The following is a 17759-nucleotide window of genomic DNA, read 5'->3' on the forward strand; positions in this document are numbered from 1 at the left end:
GCCCGTGACCGACGAGCTGATCACGGGACCGCTGCACGACCGGCACGTCGCGCTGGGGGCGACCCTCGGCGCCTTCGGCGGCTGGTCCATGCCGATCGCCTACCCGGCCGGCACCGTGGCCGAGCACACCGCCGTCCGCGAGGCGGTCGGGGTCTTCGACGTCAGTCACCTCGGCAAGCTGCTGGTCCGCGGGCCGGGCGCGGCGGACTTCGTCAACTCCTGCCTCACCGCCGACCTCGGGAGGATCACGCCGGGGAAGGCGCAGTACACCTTGTGCTGCACGGAGTCCGGCGGCGTGGTCGACGACCTCATCGCCTACCTGGACGGGCCGGACGAGGTCCTCCTGGTCCCGAACGCCGCCAACGCCGCCCGGGTCGCCGAGCTCCTGCGCGCGGCGGCGCCGGCCGGGATCGAGATCGTCGACCGGCACCGCGAGCTCGCCGTGATCGCCGTGCAGGGGCCGCGCTCCGCCGAGCTGTTCCACACCATGTTCGCCGGGTTCTCCGGCGTCCCCGGGCTGGACTACATGGCATTCGCCGACGCCGGCGCCGTCCGGGTCTGCCGCACCGGCTACACCGGCGAGCACGGCTACGAGCTGCTCGTGCCGGCCGCGCAGGCCCCCGAGGTCTGGGAGGGGCTCCTCGCCGGCGCGGAGCCGCTCGGCGGGCGGCCGTGCGGGCTGGGCGCGCGGGACACGCTGCGCACGGAGATGGGCTACCCGCTGCACGGCCAGGACCTCAGCGAGGAGATCACCCCGGTGCAGGCGGGCAGCTCGTGGGCGGTCGGTTGGTCGAAGCCGGCGTTCTGGGGCCGCGAGGCGCTGCTGGCCGAGCGCGAGGCCGGGCCGGCGCGGCGGCTGCGCGGGCTGCGGGCCACCGGGCGCGGGATCCCGCGGGCCGGGATGACGGTCCTGGCCGGCGGCGAGCCGGTCGGCGTCACGACCTCGGGCACCTTCTCGCCGACGCTCAGGACCGGCATCGCGCTGGCGCTGATCGACACCGCGGCGGGGGTGTCCGCCGACGACGTCGTGACCGTCGACGTCCGAGGTCGCTCACTCGAGACGCAGGTGGTGAAGCCCCCGTTCGTCCCGTCGCACGTCCGATGATCGGGCACCCGACCGGCTGACACGCGCCTTGCCCCGCGGGTTACCGTTCATTCATGAACGCGCCGCTGTTCACCCGCATCCCGAACCCCGCGCCGGCCTCCGACCAGCGGCGCAGCGAGATCCTGGCCGCACCGGGGTTCGGCCGGCACTTCACCGACCACATGGTCTCGATCCGCTGGACGGTCGGCGAGGGCTGGCACGACTTCACGGTGGAGCCGTACGGGCCGATCGCGCTCGACCCGGCGACGATGGTCCTGCACTACGGGCAGGAGATCTTCGAGGGCCTCAAGGCCTACACCCAGCCGGACGGCACGATCGCGTCGTTCCGGCCGGAGGAGAACGCGGCGCGGTTCCGCCGGTCCGCGGTGCGCCTGGGCATGCCCGAGCTGCCGGACGAGCTGTTCATGGCCGCGCTGCGCGAGCTGGTCGACGTCGACCGCGCCTGGGTGCCCCCGGCCGGCGGCGAGGAGTCGCTCTACCTGCGGCCGTTCATGATCGCTACCGAGGTCGGACTGGGCGTGAAGCCCGCCGACTCGTACCTCTTCCTGCTCATCGCCTCGCCCGCCGGCGCGTACTTCCCGGGCGGGGTCAAGCCCGTCGACGTCTGGCTGTGCACGGACTTCACCCGGGCCGCGATCGGCGGGACCGGCACCGCGAAGTGCGGCGGGAACTACGCCGCCTCGCTGCTGCCGCAGGCCCAGGCCGCGCAGCACGGGTGCGCGCAGGTCGCCTACCTCGACGCCGCGGAGAGGCGCTGGGTCGAGGAGATGGGCGGGATGAACCTGTTCTTCGTCTACGGCTCCGGGGAGTCGGCCGAGCTGGTCACGCCGGAGCTGTCCGGCAGCATCCTCGAGGGCGTCACCCGGCACTCGCTGCTCACCCTGGGCAAGGAGATCGGCTGCCAGGTCACCGAGCGCAAGATCTCCGCGCGGGAGTGGCTCGTGGGGTGTGCGGACGGGGCCATCACCGAGGTGTTCGCCTGCGGCACCGCGGCAGTGATCACACCGGTCGGCAACGTCAAGTTCAGCGAGAACACCGGCGTCGGGTCGATCCGCGTGGCCGACGGCGAGCCCGGTGCGGTCACCATGCGCCTGCGCACTCTGCTCACCGACATCCAGCGGGGCACCGGCACGGACACCCACGGCTGGATGACCGCCCTCTGACCCCGTGAGTGCCGACTGCCCCTAGAGGGGCAGTCGGCACGCACGACCCCGGCTGAGCTGCGCGGATGCCGGATCAGGCCGTGGCGAGGACCAGCAGGACCGCGGCGGCGCCCAGCTCCGCCGCCGCGCCCAGGACGTCCCCGGACATCCCGCCGAACCGGCGCGCCGTGTGTGCGGACAGCGCCACCACGAGAACGGCCGCCAGCGCGACGCCGGCCGGCCCGCGCCAGCCCGCGACCGCGTAGCCCGCGGCGGCCAGCACGGCCCACCACACCGGCGCCACCCACGCGGCCTGCGACTCGGCGACCATCGCGCCGAGCCCACCGGGCCGTGCGGCGGGCACGCCGCGGCGGGCGACCCAGCAGAATCCGGCCCGGCCCGTCGCGACGGCGATCGCGCTCCCGGCCACGGCGTGCCAGCTCGTCAGGGCGCCCAGCGATCCCGCCTGGACCCCGAGGACGACCAGCAGCGTCACCGCGGCGAAGGGCCCCGCGCCGCCGTCCTTCATCACGGCGAGCGCGCGCTCGGGCGGGCCGAAGCAGCCCAGCCCGTCGGCGGTGTCCGCGAGCCCGTCGACGTGCATCCCGCGCGTGCCGAGGGCCAGCACCCCGACGGCGAGCAGGCCGGCGACCAGCCCGGGCACGCCCACCGCGGTGAGCCCCCGGACGACCAGCCCGGCGACGCCACCCAGCAGGGCCCCGACCAGGGGAGCCCAGCGCAGCGCCCCGGCCGCGGTCCGCGCCGACGGGATCCCAGTCCGGACGGGCAGGACGGTGAGCCAGCTCAGCGCGAGGGCGAGCGCGCTCATCCGGCTCTCACCCCGCGACGGCGCGCACGGGCGCGATCCCGCTCGCCTCCGCGGTCGTGGTCTCGCCGAGCAGCCGGGCGGCCGCCTGGATCAGCGGCAGCACCGCGACCGCGCCCGTGCCGTCCCCCTGGCGGACCTGCAGGTCCAGCACCGGGACGAGCTGCAGGTGCTGGAGGACGAGCGTCATCGCGGGTTCGGGGGAGTTCTGGGCGGCGAGCCACCAGTGGTGCGCGCCGGGGGCCAGCTCGTCGGCCAGTAGGGCCGCGGCGCCGACCACGAGGCCGTCGAGGAGCACGGGGGTGCGGCGCAACGCGGCCTGCACGAGGAACCCGGTGAGGACGGCGAGGTCGGCGCCACCCGCCGTGCGCAGCAGCGCGTGCGGGTCGCGGACGTGCGGCTTCGCGCGGCGCAGGGCGTCGCGGATCGCGGCGGCCTTGCGCATCCACGCGTCGTCGCCGATGCCGGACCCCCGCCCCACGACGGCGACCGGCTCGGCCCCCGTCACCGCCGAGACCAGTGTCGACGCGGGCGTGGTCGCGCCGACCCCCAGGGAGGCGGGGACGAGCAGATCGGCGCCGGAGTCGACCTCCTCGTCGGCCAGCGCGCGGCCGATGCGGATCGCGGTCTCGACCTCGGCGGTCGTGAGGGCGTCCTCGCGGTCGATCCGGCCGCTGCCCCGGCGGACCTTGAACCGCTCCTGGCCGGGCAGCAACGCCTCCCGGTCCAGCCCGGCGTCGACCACCCGGACCGAGGCCCCGGACACCGAGGCCGCCACCGCGACCGGCGCGGACTGCTCCAGCGTGGCCGCGACCTGCCGCGCGGTGACCTCCGGCGGATAGGCGGAGACCCCGGCGGCCGCGATCCCGTGGTCGGCCGCGACGACGACCACGCGCACCCGCGCGGGCGGCCGCGGCGGGCAGGTGCCCTGCATCGACGACAGCCACAGGCCAAGGTCGGCGAGCACGCCCAGCCCGCCCGCGGGCACCGCCAGCGCCTCGTACCGGGCGACGGCCTCGCGCCGCGCCTCGAGGTCGGGTGCGGGCACGGCGGGGAAGGGACTCTCGCTCACGCGCCCTTCCTACCGTCCGCCCTGCGCAGGCGTCGCGGCAGCCCTGGTCACGGGCCCTTCAACCGCAGCGGCAGGCCCGCCACCAGCAGCACCACCTCGTCGCACACCTCGGCGAGGGCGGCGTTGAGGGCGCCGAGCTCGTCCCGGAACAGTCGCCCGGCGCGGGTCGCGGGGACCACGCCCAGCCCGACCTCGGCGGACACCAGCACGCACGACGCCTCGGACCGGGCCTGCCGCACGCTCTCGACCAGCGTCGCGACGGCGTCCTCGACCCCGGGCGGGGTGGTGGGCGCCTCCCAGGCCTCGGTGTCGTCGAGCACGCCCGTCAGCCAGGTGGCGAGGTCGTCGATCAGCAGCGGGCCGCCGCGGGCGAGCTCGGCGACCAGGTCGGGCTCCTCGACGGTGGTCCAGCAGGCCGGCCGGCGCGCGGCGTGCCGGGCGATCCGGGCCTCCCACTCGAGGTCGTCCGGCCGGCGGCGGGCGGTGGCGGCGTAGCGGACCGGGGCGTCGGCGGGCAGCAACGCCTCGGCGTACCCGGACTTGCCCGACCGGGTGCCGCCCAGGACGAGGGTCCTCAGACCTGCGCCCCGCGCTGGACCCGCGGCTTCGGCACCCGCAGCTTGCGGATCTGGCTGGCCCGGGTGAAGGCGTACCACCCGGTGCCGAGCCCGCTGATCTGCTCGTCCGGGAACTTGGCCCGCGCCTGCTTCGTGACGCGCATCCCGAGCGTGACGCCCTCGACCACCATCACGAACAGCACGACCAGGCTGAACAGGCTCAGGTACTGCTGCACCGCCGGGATCGGCAGCAGCACCGAGATCAGCACCACCACGGCGAGCGGCATGAACAGGCCCATCAGGTGCGGCCGCGAGTCCACGACGTCCCGGATGTAGGCCTTCACCGGACCGCGGTCGCGGGGGAGGAGCACCCGGTCGTCGCCGGCGTCCATCCGCGCGCGGCGCTCGGCGGCCTGGGCGCGGCGCTCGTCCTTGCTCGGGCGGTTGGCCTTGGCCAGGCGGGCGGCCTCGCGCTGGGTCTTCGGCGGGGGCGGGGCCGGGCCGCGACGCTTGGTCTCGGCGTCGCGGCGCTTCGGCGTGGGCCGGCCCTTGCCCTGCGTCCAGCGCGGATCGAGCGGCTTCTTCTCCTGCGTGCCCTCGGCCTCGTCCGTGTCGACGGACGCGGATGCCGGGGAATCGTCGGAGCGGCGCAGGAACCTCACAGGTCCACAGGGTACGGGCGATAGCGTGCGCGGTGTGCGTGTGGTCGTCGCTCCCGACTCCTTCGGCGGAACACTGAGCGCGCGGGCCGCGGCCGGCGCCATCGCGGAGGGCTGGTTGCGCGCCGTCCCCGACGCCCGGATCGACCGCCTCCCGCTGGCCGACGGCGGCACCGGCTTCGTCGACGTCCTGCAGGAACGGCTGGGCGGGGCTCTGCACGAACCGCAGGTCACCGGCCCGTTCGGCGATCCGGTGACCGCCCCGTGGCTGCAGGTCGGCACGACCGCCTACGTCGAGTCGGCGGCCGCGTGCGGGCTGCACCACGTGCCCCGGGAACGGCGGACGCCGGACGTGGCGGGCCGTGTCACCACGCGCGGGGTCGGCGAGCTGCTGCGCGCGGCGCGGGCCGCGGGCTGCACCGAGGCCGTCATCGGGCTCGGCGGCTCGGCCACCACGGACGGCGGCGCGGGCATGCTCGCCGCGCTCGGGGCCGCCCCGCTCGACGCGTCGGGCGCCGAGCTGCCACCCGGCGGGGCCGACCTGGGGCGGTGCGTGCGGCTCTCCGGCACCCCGGACGTCGGGATGACGCTGGTCGCGGCTGCGGACGTCGACAACCCGCTGCTCGGCCCGCACGGCGCCGCCGCGGTGTTCGGGCCGCAGAAGGGGGCGGACGAGGGCGCGGTCGCGGCGCTCGACGCCGCCCTGGCCGTGTGGGCGGACGTCCTCGCGGAGGCGACGGGCCGGGACGTCCGCGACGAGCCCGCCGCCGGAGCCGCCGGCGGCCTGGGGGCGGCGCTGCTGGCGCTCGGTGCGCGCCGCGAGTCCGGGGCGGGTCTGGTCCGCCGCCTGCTGGGGCTCGACGAGGCGCTCGACGCCGTCGCCGCCGAGGGCGGGCTGGCGATCACCGGCGAGGGCAGCTTCGACTGGCAGTCGCTGCGCGGGAAGCTCATCACCGCGGTGGCCGGGGCGGCCGCCGAGCGCGGCGTGCCGTGTGTCGTCCTGGCCGGGCAGGTGAGCGTCGGGCGGCGCGAGGCGGCCGCGGCAGGTGTCGACGCCGCGTACTCGGCCTCGGAGCACGCCGGCGGGATCGAGGCCTCGATGGCCGATCCGGCGGGCACGCTGGCGGCACTCGCCGAGCACGTCGCGCGCCGGTGGGGCTCGTCCTGACCGTCCGGTGACCCGGATCACCCGATCCGGGGGCGGCGGATTCCCGCAGGCCCCGGAGGGTGTCGGCGGGAGGGCCTACTATGGGTCGAGGCACGACTCCCGGGTCGCCGGGAACAGTTCCGCCACGTGCGCTGTTGGGAGAGTTCATGACCGTCGAGAACACCGTCGAGGCCGGCGCCGCCGAGGAGACCCACGGCGTCGAGCTGACCGACAACGCCGCCCTCAAGGCGCGCTCCCTGCTCGAGCAGGAGGGCCGTGACGACATGCACCTGCGCATCGCCGTGCAGCCCGGTGGCTGCGCCGGTCTGCGCTACCAGCTCTTCTTCGACGACCGTTCGCTCGACGGCGACCTGTTCCGTGACTTCCACGGCCTCAAGGTCGGCGTGGACCGGATGAGCGCGCCGTACCTGCAGGGCGCGGTCATCGACTTCGTCGACACGATCGAGAAGCAGGGCTTCACCATCGACAACCCGAACGCGGGCGGCTCCTGCGCCTGCGGCGACTCCTTCAACTGAGTCTCGGCGTCGCGGACCCCCGGGTCGAGGAAGATCACCTCTTCTTCACCCGGGGGTTTCGTCATGTCTGACGTAAGGTGATCCGACGTGCGCATCGCCGTCACCGGATCCATCGCCACGGACCACCTCATGCACTTTCCGGGGAGGTTCGCGGACCAGCTCGTCGCCGACCAGCTCGACCGGGTGTCGCTGTCCTTCCTGGTCGACGAGCTGACCATCAAGCGCGGCGGCGTGGCGGGCAACATCGCGTACGCCCTGGGCGTGCTCGGGCGGTCCCCGGTGCTCGTCGGCGCGGTGGGCGCGGACTTCGCCGACTACCGCTCCTGGCTCGACCGGCACGGCGTCGACACCAGCGGCGTGCACGTGTTCGACGACGTCCACACCGCCCGGTTCGTCTGCACCACGGACGACGACATGCGCCAGATCGCGTCCTTCTACGCCGGCGCCATGGCCCGGGCCCGGCTCATCGAGCTGCAGCCGGTCGCGGAGCGGGTCGGCGGGGTGGACCTGGTGCTGATCGGCGCCAACGACCCCGAGGCGATGCTGCGGCACACGGACGAGTGCCGGCAGCGCGGCTACGCGTTCGCCGCGGACCCGTCGCAGCAGCTCGCACGCATGGAGGGCCCGGAGATCCGGAAGCTCGTCGAGGGTGCGCAGTACCTGCTGACCAACGACTACGAGTGGGAGCTCCTGCTCAAGAAGACCGGCTGGACGCCCGACCAGGTCGGGGAGAAGGTCGGCACCCGCATCACCACGCTCGGCGAGAAGGGCGTGCAGATCGTGGGGCGGGACGGGGTCGCGCTCGAGGTCGGGGTGGTGCCGGAGACCGCGAAGGTCGACCCCACCGGCGTCGGCGACGCGTTCCGCGCCGGGTTCCTGGCCGGGACGTCGCAGGGCCTGTCGCTCGAGCGCGCTGCCCAGCTGGGCTCCCTGGTCGCGGTGCTCGTGCTGGAGACGGACGGGCCGCAGGAGTGGCGGTGGGACCGGGGGCGCGCCCTCGAGCGCCTGCAGCAGGCCTACGGCCCCGACGCCGCCGCCGAGATCGCCGCCGCCCTCCCCGCCTGACCCCGACCACACCCCCCGAGTCGCGCTCTGGGCTGTGGCGAGTCGCGAGTTCTGGCATCGCGAGTCGCGAGTTCTGGCACCGCGAGTCGCGAGTTCTGGCACCGCGAGTCGCGAGTTCTGGCACCGCGAGTCGCGAGATCTGGCACCGCGAGTCGGCATCTTCGGGAGACCGGCCCGGGGCCGCCGATCCACAGCGCCCGCCCAGCCCCGGCGCCGAGCTGGCCCGGGCGACTACGTCGGCGCAGTTCGCGCTGGCCGGGCGCTCGGCCGTCGAGGGGCTGCACCACCTGCGCGCCGCCCGGACCGCGCTCGCCATGGATCCGGGACCCGAGATCCCCTTGCTCGCGCGACCGGCCCTGGCGTGGTGCGCGTCGGCGAGCGGGAGTACGCGTCGTCGCCGCAACGGGGCGCGGCCACGCCCTACTACTTCGCGGGCGGCACCGTGCAGGGGCGACAGGTACCGGCGGGCTGGTACGCCACGCCCTGGTGGAAGACCGCGCTGCTCGGCGGCGCGGCCGGCCTGGGCGGCGCAGTGCTGTTCGACGCCCTCTTCGACGGGCCCGGCCATCACCACGGCCCGGGCCCGTTCGACGGATTCGGCGGCCCCTTCGGCCCCGGCTTCTGACGCACCGGCCGCAGCGGCTCGCGGGAGCCCAGGGCGCGACTCGCGGAAGCCAAGAGCGCGACTCGCGCTGCCGGAACTCGCGACTCGCGCTGCCGGGCCGACTCGCGCTGCTGGAACTCCCGACTCGCGGTTACAGGGTGACGGGGTAGGCGGGCTCGGGGACCTCGGGGGTGATCCGGCGCTCGACGAAGATGCCGTACCAGATCAGGAAGACCAGCAGCGTCCAGATCCGACGGCTGTGGTCGACGGGCCCCTCGCGGTGGGCGTCGAGCATCGCCTGGACCGCGGGCAGGTCGACCAGGTGGCCGGCCCCCGAGTCCCGGATGATCTCGCGCGCCCAGGCGTACATCTCGTCCCGCAGCCAGTGCCGGATCGGCACCGGGAAGCCCAGCTTGCGCCGGTTGAGCACGTGCGACGGCACGATCTGCGACAGCGCCCCGCGCAGCGCGTACTTGGTGGTGCCGCTCGCGCCGCCGGTGATCTTCTGCGCCAGCGGCAGCGCCGAGGCGACCCGGAACACCTCGGGGTCGAGGAACGGCACGCGCAGCTCGAGCGAGTTGGCCATGGTCATCTTGTCGGCCTTGACCAGGATGTCGCCGCGCAGCCAGGTGAAGAGGTCGACGTGCTGCATCCGCGCCACCGGGTCCCACTTCTCCGACGCGGCGTAGTGGGGAGCCGTGACGTCCGTGTGCGAGACCCGCGGGTCGTACTGGCGCAGGATCTCGTGCAGCTGGTCGTCCCGGAAGATCCGGGCGTTGCCGTAGTAGCGCTCCTCGAGCCGCAGCGAGCCCCGGCGCAGCAGGTCCTTGCCGCGCATGCCTTCCGGCAGCCGGCGCGACGCCCGCCCGAGCAGCGGCCGCAGCGTGCCCGGCACCTTCTCGAACGGCGACAGCGACAGCGGCTCGCGGTAGATCGTGTAGCCGCCGAACAGCTCGTCCGCCCCCTCGCCGGACAGCACGACCTTGACGTGCTGGCGGGCCTCGCGGGCGATGAACCACAGCGGGACGAGCGCCGGGTCGGCCACCGGGTCGTCGAGGTACCAGACGATCAGGGGCAGCGCCTCCATCATCTCGTCCGGCTTGACGGTGCGGACGACGTGCCGGACGCCGATCGCCGCCGCGGACTCGGCCGCGACGTCGACCTCGGAGTAGCCCTCGCGCTCGAAGCCGGTGGTGAAGGTGATGAGGTCCGGGTTGTGCTCCTTGGCCAGCGCCGCGATGGCCGTGGAGTCGATGCCACCGGAGAGGAAGGCGCCCACGGTGACGTCGGCGCGCATGTGCTTGGCCACGGAGTCCCGCAGGACCTCGGTGATCTCGCCGTGCACGATCGCCTCCGCCTCGGCGCTGGCCGGGGCGTGCGAGGGCAGCGACACGAACTTCGGGTGGAAGTAGCGGTGCTGCACGGGCTGCTGCCCGGCCTTCACCGTGACGTAGGTCCCGGACTCGACGCGACCGATCGCGCGGTGCAGCGTCTCGGGCTCCGGGACGTACTGCAGGATCAGGTAGTGCTGCAGCGCGGCCGGGTCCAGCTCGTCCGAGCCGGCGATACCCAGCTCGGGGGCCAGCTCCAGGAGGCTCTTCTTCTCGCTCGCGAACGCGACGCCGGTCGGCCCGGACGCGAGGAACAGCGGCTTGATGCCGAACGGGTCCCGCGCGACGAACAGCTGCCGCTCCCGGGCGTCCCAGATCGCGAAGGCGAACATCCCGCGCAGCCGCGTGACGGCCTCGGCGCCCCAGTGGTGGTACGCCGCGACGACGGCCTCGGTGTCGCCCTCGGTCGCGAACTCCGCGCCCAGCCCGGCGAGCTCCTCGCGCAGCTCGAGGTAGTTGTAGACCTCGCCGTTGAAGACGATGGTGTACCGGCCCGCGTCCTCGGCGGGTGCCGGCGGCCAGTGCAGCGGCTGGTGGGAGCCCGCCACGTCGATGATGGAGAGCCGGTTGAAGCCCAGCACCACGTCGTCGTCGTTCCAGGTGCCGCTCTCGTCCGGCCCGCGGTGCCGAGCGCACCTCAGGGCGCCGGCGATGGCATCGGTTCGGTCGGCCGCGTCAGCGCCGGCGGTCAGCAGTCCCAGCAGTCCGCACACAGCGAGCAAGTATGGCGGTCCCGGACCGGGGACCCCCGGACGGGTCACGCGGCACGGCCCCGACCCCCGGGGGCGCGTCGGACCGATCTGCTCGGCTAGTCTCTACGCGTGGTCGAAGGTCCGCCCCGTCCCGGGCGTCCGGACCCTCGGCCGGACCGGCCGGACCCGAATGGGTTCGTGCTGGTCGGAACGAGGCAAGGGTGTGGTGGGAGCACCACGCGGACGAGGGGAAGGCGGCGGGCAGTGAGCCGATCGGAGCGCGGCGGCACGACCGTGCGTGGCCGTACCGGGTACGTCCGGGCGGCGAAGCTCGCCGGCCTCGGGCTGCTGACGATTCCGCTCCTGGCCGGGTGCTCGGTCGAGGAGGTCATCCGCTTCGGGTGGCCGGTGGGCGTCACGCCCGAGTCCGAGCAGATGCGTCACCTGTGGACCTGGTCGGCGATCGCCGCCCTCGTCGTGGGTGTCATCACCTGGGGCGCAATGTTCTGGGCGGTGGCGTTCCACCGCAAGAAGAAGGGCGACGACGAGTCGGTCCCGCGGCAGACGCAGTACAACCTGCCGGTCGAGATCGTCTTCACGGTGATCCCGACGATCATCGTCGCGGTGCTCTTCGGCTTCACGGTCGCCGTGCAGCAGTACGTGGACAAGGACAAGCCGGCCGACCTGGCGGTCGACGTCACCGGCTTCCAGTGGAACTGGGCCTTCAGCTACCCGGACCAGATCGCGGCCGACGGCAAGCCGGTCGAGACCATCGGGACGTCGAACACGATCCCGCTGCTCGTCCTGCCGACGCAGCGGTCGATCGAGTTCACCATCGCGTCCAACGACGTGATCCACAGCTTCTACGTGCCGGAGTTCCTCTTCAAGCGGGACGTCTTCCCGATCCCGGAGAAGAACGACACGGACAACACCTTCGTGATCGACCGGATCGACCAGGAGGGCGCGTTCGTCGGCCGCTGCGCCGAGCTCTGCGGCACCTACCACGCGTCGATGAACTTCGAGGTACGCGCCCTGAACCCGGACCTGTACGACCGGTACATCGCGCTCCGCAAGCAGAGCAACCCGACCACGGGCGTGCCGTACACCGCCCAGGAGGCGCTGGCCACGCTGAACTGCGGCCAGTGGTGCGCCCCGGAGGCCATCACGACCCGTCCGTTCACCGACCGCGGGCAGCGCGCCCAGGCCGACGCCCAGCCCGTCGCGGCCGGGAACTGAGGGAGGACCAGCGATGAAGGTCGAATCCCGGATCTTCGAGATCTGCACCGCCTTCTTCTTCGTCGCCGCGATCGTCTACACGATCCTGACTCACGAGGCCGTGGGCATCGCCGCGCTGTTCCTCACCGGCGGGCTGTCGCTGATCATCGGCACGTACTTCCGGTTCGTGTCCCGCCGGCTCGAGGAGCGCCCCGAGGACAACCCGGAGGCCGAGGTCTCCGACGGCGCGGGCGAGGTCGGCTTCTTCTCGCCCGGCAGCTACTGGCCCATCGCCGTGGCCGCCTGCGCCGCGCTGGTCGGTGTCGGCCTGGCGTTCTTCTTCTGGTGGCTGATCGTGATCGCCGGCGTGCTGCTGCTGATCGCGGTCGGCGGGCTGGTCTTCGAGTACCACATCCGCCCCGCGGACCACTGAGTTCCCGCTCGACGGCGCCGGTTCCCCTCGGGGTCCGGCGCCGTCGGCGTTCTCGGGTCGTTCAGAGGGTGCGGTGCATGATGTGCAGCCCGACCAGCCCGTCCCGCGGGTGCCGGAAGGCCTCGGGCACCGTCCCGACGATCGCGAAGCCGAGCGACTCCCACAGCCGGACCGCCCGGACGTTCGACGCCACCACCGCCGAGAACTGCATGGCCCGGTAGCCGCGGCGCCGCGCCTCGTCGAGCGTGAACTCGGCCAGCGCCCGGCCGATGCCGCCGCCGGCCCGGTCCGGGTCCACCATGAACCCGGCGTTGGCGACGTGGTCGCCGAGACCGGGCTGCACGGGCTTGAGCAGGGCCGTGCCGACGACGGCGTCGTCCCGCTCGGCGACGAGCGTGACCGCTGGCGGCGGGGGCATCCACAGGGCCCGGGCCTGCTCCTCGGAGGTGCCGGGCTCCCAGGTGTAGGTGTCGCCGGCCGCGACGACGCGATGCCAGATCGGCCAGATCGCGGCCCAGTCCTGCGGCTCCGCGACCCGGAGCGTCACGTCAGCCACGGGCCGCCGGGCCGAGCGCGTCACGCGCGATGATGACCTGCTGGATCTGGCTGGTGCCCTCGTAGATCCGGAACAGCCGGACGTCCCGGTAGAAGCGCTCCACCGGCACCCCGCGCATGTACCCGGCGCCGCCGTGCACCTGCACCGCCCGGTCGGCCACCCGTCCCACCATCTCGGAGCAGAAGTACTTCGCGGCGGCCGGCCCGGCGATCTTGTCCGTGCCGGCGTCGAACGCCTTGGCGGTCTCCAGCACCAGCGCGCGCCCGGCGTAGTAGTCGGTGACCGAGTCCGCGACCAGACCCTGGATCAGCTGGAACCGGGCGATCGGCGCGCCACCCTGCTCGCGGGTCTTCGCGAACTCGGTGGTCTCGTGGACCAGCCGGGCGGCCATGCCCGCACACACCGCGGCGATGTGCAGCCGGCCGTGGGCGAGGCACTTCGCGGCGATCCGGAAGCCCTGGTCGACGCCCTTGTCGCCGCCGACGACGTTGTCGTGCGGGACGCGGACGTCGTCAAGGTGCACGTCGGCGGTCCAGGCGCCGGCTTGCCCCATCTTCTTGTCCTTCGGCCCGATCGACAGCCCCGGCGTGTCCTTGGGCACCAGGAAGGTGGAGATGCCGCGGTTGCCCTTGGCCTCCGGGTTGGTCCGGGCGAAGACCATGATCACGTCGGCGACGGGGGAGTTGGTGATGTACCGCTTCGACCCGTTGATCACCCAGTGGTCGCCGTCCGGCTTCGCGGTCGTGGCCAGCGCCGACGGGTCGGAGCCGGCGTCGGCCTCGGTGAGCCCGAACGAGGCCGTGACCTCGCCCGACGCCAGCCGCGGCAGCCAGGCCTTCTTCTGCTCCTCGGTGGCACCCTCCAGCAGCACGTGCCCCGCGATGCCGTTGTTCGTGCCGAACAGCGACCGCAGCGCCGGGGTGGTCCAGCCCAGCTCCATGGCCAGCTGCACCTCCTCGTACGCGGAGAGCCCCAGCCCGCCGTACTGCTCGGGGATGGTGAAGCCGTAGAGGCCCATCTCCTTGCACTGCGTGACGATCCGCTCCGGGATGACGTCCTGCTCGTCGATCTGCTCCTCGAGCGGCACGACCTCGGTGCGGATGAAGTCCCGCACGGATTCCAGCACGTGTGTCAGGTCGTCGGCGTCCACCGCTGCTCCTCTCGTTCCCTCACCACCGACGCTACTTCAGCGCTGACGGATCGCTCCGCAGGCTCCGCTCAGCGTTGATGCGAGCTCGCAGGCTCCGCTCAGCGCACCCGGGCCAGGACGAACCCGTCGTACCCCTTGGCGCCGACCGTCTGCACCGCCGTGGCCTCCAGCCGGTCGTCCTTCTCCAGGGCCGCGAACATCCGCCGCGTGCCGTCCGTGGGCGGGTCGCCGCCCGTCAGCACCCGGCCGGCACGCACCACGTTGTCGACGACGATCACGGTGCCGGGACGGCCGAGCCGCACGGCGTGGTCGAGGTAGGCGGCGTTGTTCTGCTTGTCCGCGTCGACGAACACCAGGTCGAACGGGCCCTCGAGCGTCGGCAGGGTGTCCAGAGCCGCCCCGACGCGGATCTCGACCCGGTCGGCCAGCCCGGCGTGCTCGAGGTTGGCCTGCGCGACGGCGGCGTGGTCCGGCGAGTACTCGCAGGTCACGAGCGTGCCGTCGGCGGGGAGGGCGCGGGCGAGCTCGATCGTGGAGTAGCCGCCGAGCGTGCCGATCTCCAGGATCCGGCGGGCGCCCGCGATCCGGGCGAGCAGGTGCAGGAAGCGACCCTGGGTGGGGGAGACGTCGATCGCCGGCAGCCCCGCCTCGGCGTTGCGCGCGAGCGCCGCGCTGAGCACCGGGTCCTCGGGCAGGAGGGCGGCCTCCAGGTAGCGGTCGACCCTGCCCCAGACGTCGCGGTCCCCCGTGCTCTCGCTCATGCCTCCACCCTGGCCCTCCGGCCGGCGGGCGGCCACCGCGATCGATGGTCCCGACGGTATCGGCTCGGCCACGCGTCCGGTCGGGGCGCGGCCGACGGCCTAGGGTGCGGTACATGTCGGAAGCGAACGATCCGAGGGCCGCACGGCGGGTCCCGGCCGGGGAGCGGGTCGTGTTCGACGGCACCGCCGGCAAGCTGGTCGGCGACCGCTGGCCCGCCGTCGGCGAGCGCCGCGGGCCCGCCCTCCTGCTGCACGGGGGCGGCCAGACCCGGCACTCCTGGTTCCGCACCGCCGCGGCGCTGGCCGAGGCGGGCTGGGACGCGACCGCGCTCGACGCCCGCGGGCACGGCGACAGCGACTGGGCGCCCGACGGCGACTACGGCACCGACGCCCTCAACGCCGACCTCGCCGCGGTCGTCGAGCAGGTGGGGGAGCCCGCGCTGCTGCTCGGCGCCTCGATGGGCGGGATGACCGCGCTGGTCACCGAGGGCGAGCGGGGTGGCGTGGCCCGGGCGCTGGTGCTGGTGGACATCGTGCCCCGGGTCGAGCCCGACGGCGTCGCGCGGATCATGGCGTTCATGGGCGCGAACCCAGACGGCTTCGGCTCGCTCGAGGAGGTCGCCGAGGCCGTGCGGGCCTACAACCCGCACCGCAAGCGCCCGCCGAACCCCGAGGGCCTGCGCAAGAACGTGCGGCTCCGGGAGAACGGCCGGTGGTACTGGCACTGGGACCCCGCCTTCCTCCGGGTCGGCGACGAGCCCCGCCGCTCGACGACCCACGAGCGCGCCGCGGCTGCCGCCGCGCGCGTGACCGTGCCGACGCTGCTGGTCCGTGGCGCCCAGTCGGACATCGTGAGCGAGGACGGCGTGCAGGAACTGCTGCGGCTGATCCCCGGCTCGGTGCACGTCGACGTGTCCGCCACCGGCCACATGGTCGCGGGCGACGACAACGACGTCTTCACCAGCACCGTGCTCGGCTTCCTGGCCGACCACGAGGTGTAGCCGGGCGCGCTCGGTCAGACGTTGTCGAGCGCGACCCGGGCGATCGCCGCCGCCGCGTCCCGCGTCTGCTGCTCGGTGCCCGAGCCCTGCAGCGAGACGTCGATCGTCGCGCCGCCGCTGCGCACGAGCAGCCCGCCCAGGCCCTCCGGGAAGTCCCGGTCGCTGTAGAAGAACAGCGCCTGGTCGCCGAGCCCGGGCACATCGACGCCCGGCACCCCCACCGAGCTGCGCGAGGCCGCCGCCTTGGCGTCGAACCGCGAGCCGGACTCGACGCCCACGCTCAGCCCCGGCACCGTGCCCGACGCCGGGTAGGCGCACACGCTCCGCGTGGTGCCTCCGGTCGGGGTGGGCGTGCCGAAGGCCAGTCCGGTGGCCTGCGCGATCTCCTCCTGCGGGACCAGCTCGCAGGCCTGGGGCAGCGCCCCGCCGTCCCCGGCCGGGTTCGGCTCGCCCGGTGCGATGCCCGGCGCCGCCGCGGCCGACGGTGCCGCCGACGACGCCGGAGTCGCGGCCGGGACCGACGACGCTGCCTGGTCCCCGCCCCCGCCGCTGCAGCCGCTCAGCGCGAGCGCGCCGCCGAGGGCGGCGACCAGCGCGAACGTGCGGACCAGCCCGTGGGAGCGCGAGTGCGGGAAGCGGTGGGAGGAGCGCTGCGGGAACCGGACGGATCGGACGCGCATCCGCCGAGGGTAGCGACGCGCGGTGAACGACCCGCGACCGGGAGTGAACCCTGTCCGGCGCCGTCCGGAGAGGCGGCCCCGGCCTCGCACCGGGGACGCCGCATCCCCTCACCCGATCAACGCCAGCGGCTCCGGCCGCGGGCGCCGGGCCCGGGGCACCCGGGCCGCCGGGACCGGTTCCGGCACCACCGCCATCTCCGGCAGCCGACGCCCGGCCGCGCGGATCAGCACCGCGGTCCACGTGCGGAACGGCCGCCAGGGTTCGGCGATCCGGGTCAGGTCCTCCTCTGTGGCCGGGCCGTCGAGCCCGTAGGCCGCGCCGACCAGGGCGGCGAGCCGCGGCTCGCCCGCGACCAGCGCGTCCTGCACCCCGGACGCGCGCAGGTGGATCAGGGTCGCCGCGAACGCGCCGATCCCGGGCACCGTGCGCAGCCCGGCCCGGACCTCGTCCGGGTCGCCCTCGCGCAGGGCAGTGGGATCGAGCAGCCAGGCCTCGGCGGCCCGCGCCACCGCCCGCAGCCGCTCCTGCTTGAGCTCGGGCAGGCCGGGCAGGCGATCGGCGGCCAGCAGCTGCGCGGGCGTGGGCACCGCGGCCGTCTCCTCGCCGGCGACCGCCAGCACCCGGCCGAACCCGCGGGCGAGCCGCTCGCGCGCCGCGAGGGACTGCCGCCGCCCCCAGCGCTGGGAGAGCACGCACCACAGCGCAGCCTCCCAGGGCGAGGCGAACAGCACGGGCCGCAGGCCCGGCGCGGCCGCCATGATCCGACCGATCAGCGGGTCCCGCTCGCCGACCTCGGCGAACGCGGCGCCGTCGCCGTCGAGCGCGAGCATCCGGGCCACCTGGTCCCGCACGGGATCGAGGGGCTCGCCCGGATCCAGCCCGCCGACGACGCCGTGCACGCCCCCGGCGTCCTGCGTGAGGGCCACGCCGACCTGGCCCCGCAGGTCGTCCCGGCAGAAGGCGAGCCGCAGCACACCCCCGGCGAAGGCACCGCCGCCGGGCCAGTCCCCGGCCGGCTCGGCACCGTGGCCGAAGGCGCCCGCCTCCACCAGGGAGAACGCGCCGCGGGGTCGGATCGTGAAGGTCTGCTCGGACACCGTCGAAGTGGTCATGGGCGCAGCATGCCCGCCGCCACCGACAGTTCCCGGCGCCCGCACGAGTTGTCC

Annotated in this window: 19 protein-coding genes; 9 read left to right on the forward strand and 10 right to left on the reverse strand. The window is 74.4% G+C overall.

Going from position 1 to position 17759, the window contains the following annotated elements:
- Window positions 1-4 precede the first annotated feature (4 nt).
- Window positions 5-1105, forward strand: a complete 1101-nt coding sequence (gene gcvT / locus PKE99_RS07715; protein WP_037040802.1) for a glycine cleavage system aminomethyltransferase GcvT — start codon at window positions 5-7, stop codon at window positions 1103-1105.
- Window positions 1106-1158: 53 nt separating this feature from the next.
- Window positions 1159-2268: a branched-chain amino acid aminotransferase gene (locus tag PKE99_RS07720; protein WP_037040803.1), complete on the forward strand. Its 1110-nt coding sequence runs from the start codon at window positions 1159-1161 to the stop codon at window positions 2266-2268.
- A 73-nt stretch (window positions 2269-2341) separates the two neighbouring features.
- On the opposite strand, the gene PKE99_RS07725 is transcribed toward PKE99_RS07720, so the two are convergent.
- The 4 genes from PKE99_RS07725 to PKE99_RS07740 are packed head-to-tail and all read right to left on the reverse strand — an operon-like array spanning window position 2342 to window position 5364.
- A complete protein-coding gene (locus tag PKE99_RS07725; protein ID WP_037040805.1) occupies window positions 2342-3076 on the reverse strand; it encodes an adenosylcobinamide-GDP ribazoletransferase in 735 nt (244 codons plus the stop codon).
- 7 nt (window positions 3077-3083) lie between these two features.
- On the reverse strand, window positions 3084-4145 hold the full coding sequence (gene cobT / locus PKE99_RS07730) for a nicotinate-nucleotide--dimethylbenzimidazole phosphoribosyltransferase (RefSeq protein WP_037040807.1): 1062 nt from the start codon (window positions 4143-4145) through the stop codon (window positions 3084-3086).
- 47 nt (window positions 4146-4192) lie between these two features.
- Entirely contained in the window at window positions 4193-4723 is a 531-nt protein-coding gene (locus PKE99_RS07735; RefSeq protein ID WP_037041568.1) for a bifunctional adenosylcobinamide kinase/adenosylcobinamide-phosphate guanylyltransferase, read from the reverse strand.
- Complete coding sequence (locus tag PKE99_RS07740) at window positions 4720-5364, reverse strand: DUF3043 domain-containing protein (RefSeq protein ID WP_037040810.1); 645 nt, start codon at window positions 5362-5364, stop codon at window positions 4720-4722. Before PKE99_RS07740 ends, PKE99_RS07735 begins: the two co-directional genes overlap by 4 nt.
- 34 nt (window positions 5365-5398) lie before the next feature.
- Here PKE99_RS07740 and PKE99_RS07745 point away from each other — a divergent pair, with 34 nt between their 5' ends.
- The 4 genes from PKE99_RS07745 to PKE99_RS07760 all read left to right on the forward strand — a co-directional run bounded on the left by PKE99_RS07745 (window position 5399) and on the right by PKE99_RS07760 (window position 8734).
- A complete protein-coding gene (locus tag PKE99_RS07745) occupies window positions 5399-6529 on the forward strand; it encodes a glycerate kinase family protein (RefSeq protein ID WP_037040812.1) in 1131 nt (376 codons plus the stop codon).
- A gap of 146 nt (window positions 6530-6675) precedes the next feature.
- Window positions 6676-7044 (forward strand): HesB/IscA family protein, encoded by a 369-nt coding sequence (locus PKE99_RS07750; protein WP_037040814.1) that lies wholly within the window; start codon window positions 6676-6678, stop codon window positions 7042-7044.
- A gap of 129 nt (window positions 7045-7173) precedes the next feature.
- Window positions 7174-8109, forward strand: a complete 936-nt coding sequence (locus PKE99_RS07755; RefSeq protein WP_051736890.1) for a carbohydrate kinase family protein — start codon at window positions 7174-7176, stop codon at window positions 8107-8109.
- Window positions 8110-8470: 361 nt separating this feature from the next.
- Complete coding sequence (locus tag PKE99_RS07760) at window positions 8471-8734, forward strand: hypothetical protein (protein WP_051736765.1); 264 nt, start codon at window positions 8471-8473, stop codon at window positions 8732-8734.
- A 130-nt stretch (window positions 8735-8864) separates the two neighbouring features.
- Here the strand turns inward: PKE99_RS07760 and asnB are convergent, their stop codons facing one another.
- Window positions 8865-10817, reverse strand: a complete 1953-nt coding sequence (gene asnB / locus PKE99_RS07765; RefSeq protein ID WP_037040818.1) for an asparagine synthase (glutamine-hydrolyzing) — start codon at window positions 10815-10817, stop codon at window positions 8865-8867.
- Window positions 10818-11060: 243 nt separating this feature from the next.
- Here asnB and ctaC point away from each other — a divergent pair, with 243 nt between their 5' ends.
- Together ctaC and PKE99_RS07775 are read left to right on the forward strand one after the other, a co-directional pair.
- On the forward strand, window positions 11061-12032 hold the full coding sequence (gene ctaC / locus PKE99_RS07770; RefSeq protein WP_051736766.1) for an aa3-type cytochrome oxidase subunit II: 972 nt from the start codon (window positions 11061-11063) through the stop codon (window positions 12030-12032).
- A gap of 13 nt (window positions 12033-12045) precedes the next feature.
- Window positions 12046-12444, forward strand: a complete 399-nt coding sequence (locus tag PKE99_RS07775) for a cytochrome c oxidase subunit 4 (protein WP_037040819.1) — start codon at window positions 12046-12048, stop codon at window positions 12442-12444.
- 61 nt (window positions 12445-12505) lie between these two features.
- Here the strand turns inward: PKE99_RS07775 and PKE99_RS07780 are convergent, their stop codons facing one another.
- The 3 genes from PKE99_RS07780 to PKE99_RS07790 form a co-directional block, all read right to left on the reverse strand.
- Window positions 12506-12991 carry a GNAT family N-acetyltransferase gene (locus PKE99_RS07780; protein WP_037041572.1) on the reverse strand — a complete coding sequence of 162 codons (486 nt, stop codon included), beginning with the start codon at window positions 12989-12991 and terminating at the stop codon, window positions 12506-12508.
- Window position 12992: 1 nt separating this feature from the next.
- The gene (locus tag PKE99_RS07785) at window positions 12993-14150 is read right to left on the reverse strand and encodes an acyl-CoA dehydrogenase family protein (protein ID WP_037040820.1); all 1158 of its coding nucleotides are present in this window, start codon (window positions 14148-14150) and stop codon (window positions 12993-12995) included.
- Between the two features lie 98 nt (window positions 14151-14248).
- The gene (locus tag PKE99_RS07790; RefSeq protein ID WP_037040821.1) at window positions 14249-14911 is read right to left on the reverse strand and encodes an O-methyltransferase; all 663 of its coding nucleotides are present in this window, start codon (window positions 14909-14911) and stop codon (window positions 14249-14251) included.
- Between the two features lie 113 nt (window positions 14912-15024).
- Between PKE99_RS07790 and PKE99_RS07795 the strand changes: the two genes are divergently transcribed.
- Window positions 15025-15912 carry an alpha/beta fold hydrolase gene (locus PKE99_RS07795; RefSeq protein WP_081923819.1) on the forward strand — a complete coding sequence of 296 codons (888 nt, stop codon included), beginning with the start codon at window positions 15025-15027 and terminating at the stop codon, window positions 15910-15912.
- A 14-nt stretch (window positions 15913-15926) separates the two neighbouring features.
- Here the strand turns inward: PKE99_RS07795 and PKE99_RS07800 are convergent, their stop codons facing one another.
- Together PKE99_RS07800 and PKE99_RS07805 are read right to left on the reverse strand one after the other, a co-directional pair.
- Window positions 15927-16592 carry a DUF3558 family protein gene (locus tag PKE99_RS07800; protein ID WP_037040822.1) on the reverse strand — a complete coding sequence of 222 codons (666 nt, stop codon included), beginning with the start codon at window positions 16590-16592 and terminating at the stop codon, window positions 15927-15929.
- 108 nt (window positions 16593-16700) lie between these two features.
- Window positions 16701-17705, reverse strand: coding sequence for a DNA-3-methyladenine glycosylase 2 (locus tag PKE99_RS07805; protein ID WP_156067125.1), 1005 nt, complete (start codon window positions 17703-17705; stop codon window positions 16701-16703).
- Between the last annotated feature and the right edge of the window lie 54 nt (window positions 17706-17759).

The organism is Pseudonocardia halophobica, from assembly GCF_027922425.1.
In the GTDB taxonomy this organism is placed as follows: domain Bacteria; phylum Actinomycetota; class Actinomycetes; order Mycobacteriales; family Pseudonocardiaceae; genus Pseudonocardia; species Pseudonocardia halophobica.